This window comes from Mesorhizobium sp. M1E.F.Ca.ET.041.01.1.1, assembly GCF_003997355.1.
In the GTDB taxonomy this organism is placed as follows: Bacteria; Pseudomonadota; Alphaproteobacteria; order Rhizobiales; family Rhizobiaceae; genus Mesorhizobium.
This window is the reverse complement of the sequence record NZ_RZSL01000725.1, coordinates 1-2,601: the sequence shown is the minus strand read 5'-3', so window position 1 is coordinate 2,601 and position 2,601 is coordinate 1. Positions and strand designations below refer to the sequence as shown.

At 56.9% G+C, this 2,601-nt stretch carries 1 protein-coding gene; it reads right to left on the bottom strand.

Annotated features, from left to right (window positions below; all coding sequences use genetic code 11):
- Positions 1–1,786 (bottom strand): hydantoinase/oxoprolinase family protein (locus EOA38_RS33185; RefSeq protein WP_145966193.1); only part of this gene is annotated, 1,786 nt, incomplete at its 3' end.
- Positions 1,787–2,601: the final 815 nt, after the last annotated feature.

Genomic DNA, 2,601 nt, shown 5'->3' with positions numbered 1-2,601 from the left:
ACCCAACTATTTCTACAGCGCTATCCGGGTCAGCGAAACCGTATAAACGCTTGTGTTCATCGTGGAACGCCTGCAAAAATCGCAAAACGGCCCCTTCGCTAGAAAACCGTGATTCCCTCAATCCCACCTCGATTTCCCAGGCCTGCTCCTGGTAACGTGCTTCCACCGTGAACACTAACCGCGTCTTTTCTGGAGAAGCGCCCGACCGCACCGCGAACTCCTGGCATTGGGAATCAAGGGAAGCGAGGATTCTATCTGCATTCACAGTGTCGAAGCGCTCGGCGCTCATGAATGCACTCGCTCGATAGTCGGCCTTCAGTTCTGAAATTTGCGCCCCCGCAGCGCTCAAGGTGGCCCCCGTCTCAGGTATAATTAGGCGAGAGCATTTAAGGCGACGCGCAATAAACACCGCGTTGAGGCCGGCTGCACCGCCGCCGCCGACCATTACCGCTTTAGAGGGGTCGACACCCTGCTTCACAGTTATGTCGAAGATTGCTTGGGTCATGTTTTCGGTGGCCAAGGCGATGATGGCTGCGGCCGTTGACCCTATTCGAGTGGCATCTCCGCTGATGCGTGTTATGGCTCGTTCTGCCGCTTGCCGGTCAAGTCGCATCCCACCGCCGAGGAAAAAATTTCGGTCAATGTAACCCAGCACGAGGGCGGCGTCGGTTACCGTGGGTTCAAGACCGCCGTACCCGTAGCAAGCCGGGCCGGGGTGCGCGCCAGCGCTTTGAGGGCCCACGTGAAGCATTCCCCCAGCGTCGATGCTCGCTACGCTGCCGCCTCCTGTCCCAACGCTCCTAACGTCTATGGAGGGGTATCCGGTGGGAAGGCCCAGAATTGGCTGGCCAATCCACAATTCGCGGGTCAATGGGATGCGTCCATTGCGAACCACACTGACATCGAATGTCGTCCCGCCGGTATCTGCTACGATGATATCCGTTTCGTCGTCATCCATGCCGACGTACGCTTGGGCGGCAACCGGTGCCATCGATGGCCCGGAATTGATTAGGTTGATCGGGGCTTGAGCTACATCTGCCGCGTCCATGACTCCCCCCTGCGAGGTGACGACAAGGACCTTTCCCGTGAACCCCGCGTCGGCGAGCCTTGAAACCAACCCACCGAAGTAGCTGGACATCATCGGCTTCAAGGAAGCATCGATCGCAGTGGAGACGGCCCGACGGAATTCGCGTGGCGTCGGATTAATCTGGTGGGAGAGCGTAAATGGAATGCCTGGCAAATGGTGGCGAATAAGCTCCGCGACGCGAAGCTCGTGTTGGGCATTCGCGACCGACCAAAGCAAGCAAACGGCCAGGGCTTCAATCTTCTCTTGTTTGAGGCGCTGAAGCGCTACTATAACCTGATCTTCATCTATAGCTTTGAAGATCGACCCATCAGAATCAATACGTTCCTGAATAGGAAAGACCAAGTCGCGGGATATAAACGATTTAGGGTACCGGATACGATGATCGAACGGATCTGGTCGGCCGCCTTCCCGCAGAGTCAAAATGTCTCGGTGGCCTTCTGTGACGAGTAATGCCGTTTTTGCTACGTTGCCCGTGAGCACGGCATTGATCGCGTGGGTAGTGGCGTGAACCAACACTTCCGCCTCGGAAAGAAAATGCCTAAGCGACCGTTCTGACCTTTTCGCCGCCACTTCCAGTACATTCAGCACACCTCTCACGGGATCTGCGGCGACTGTCGGAGATTTGAACGAACGCCAAACGCCGTTTGAATCGACCACGAGGTCGGTGAATGTTCCCCCGGTGTCACATGCTAACCACATTCTTTTGTCCCTTCAAAATAGATTGGCTCTTAGGGCCTGGTATCTGACGAGCCTCGGCGGGAGATGCAGTCTCCCCGCCAAGAATCTGCACGATCGCCACCGCTCGCTCTAGAGATTGTCTTCGAGACCAACCCGAACATAACCACCTAGCAATGGGCGACCATGGGAAATTCGGCTCTGGAAATACCAATGCGCCCCAATTTGCATCTCGAGGCAAGTGATGCCGCATAGGAAGCAAGACTTCCGGAGCTACCGGCACACCTCCAGACACTCCCAAGCAGATCGGAAAAAAGGGCGGCCTCTTAATCAGCCTGTCCTCGAGCGTTTTCCGCGCGGCGTGGCCAACATCGAACACTTCGATCTCGCAAGTGGTTCCGACCTGCTGTGCCGTGTGGGCTAGAGACGCCGTATGATCTGGCGTGTTGATGACTGCGTGTGTCCCGAAATTCATGGTGTCAATGTCAAGGCTGGAAATCTCGGGCTGAAGGGCGACGACGTGACGCGCGCGGACTTCGGGTGTTGAGAGGGTACTACCCGCCGCTGGCCGAAGTGGCTCCTCTTGGTCTGGAATATACCGTGCGCCAGCTCCGGTGGTGACGTTAATCACATCAGTCGCGGAGGCCCTTATACGCTCCACTTCTTCCCTGCAGGCCACAAGTGACATGCTCGGCGCGCCCGTCCTCGGGTCTCGGACATGGATATGGCAAATTGCTGCGCCAGCATTCACTGCCGAGATGCACTCGTCGGCGATCTGCTCAGGAGTGATGGGTACAGCCATCATTTTCTCGTTGTATGCGGCAGCCCCGTTACAGCAC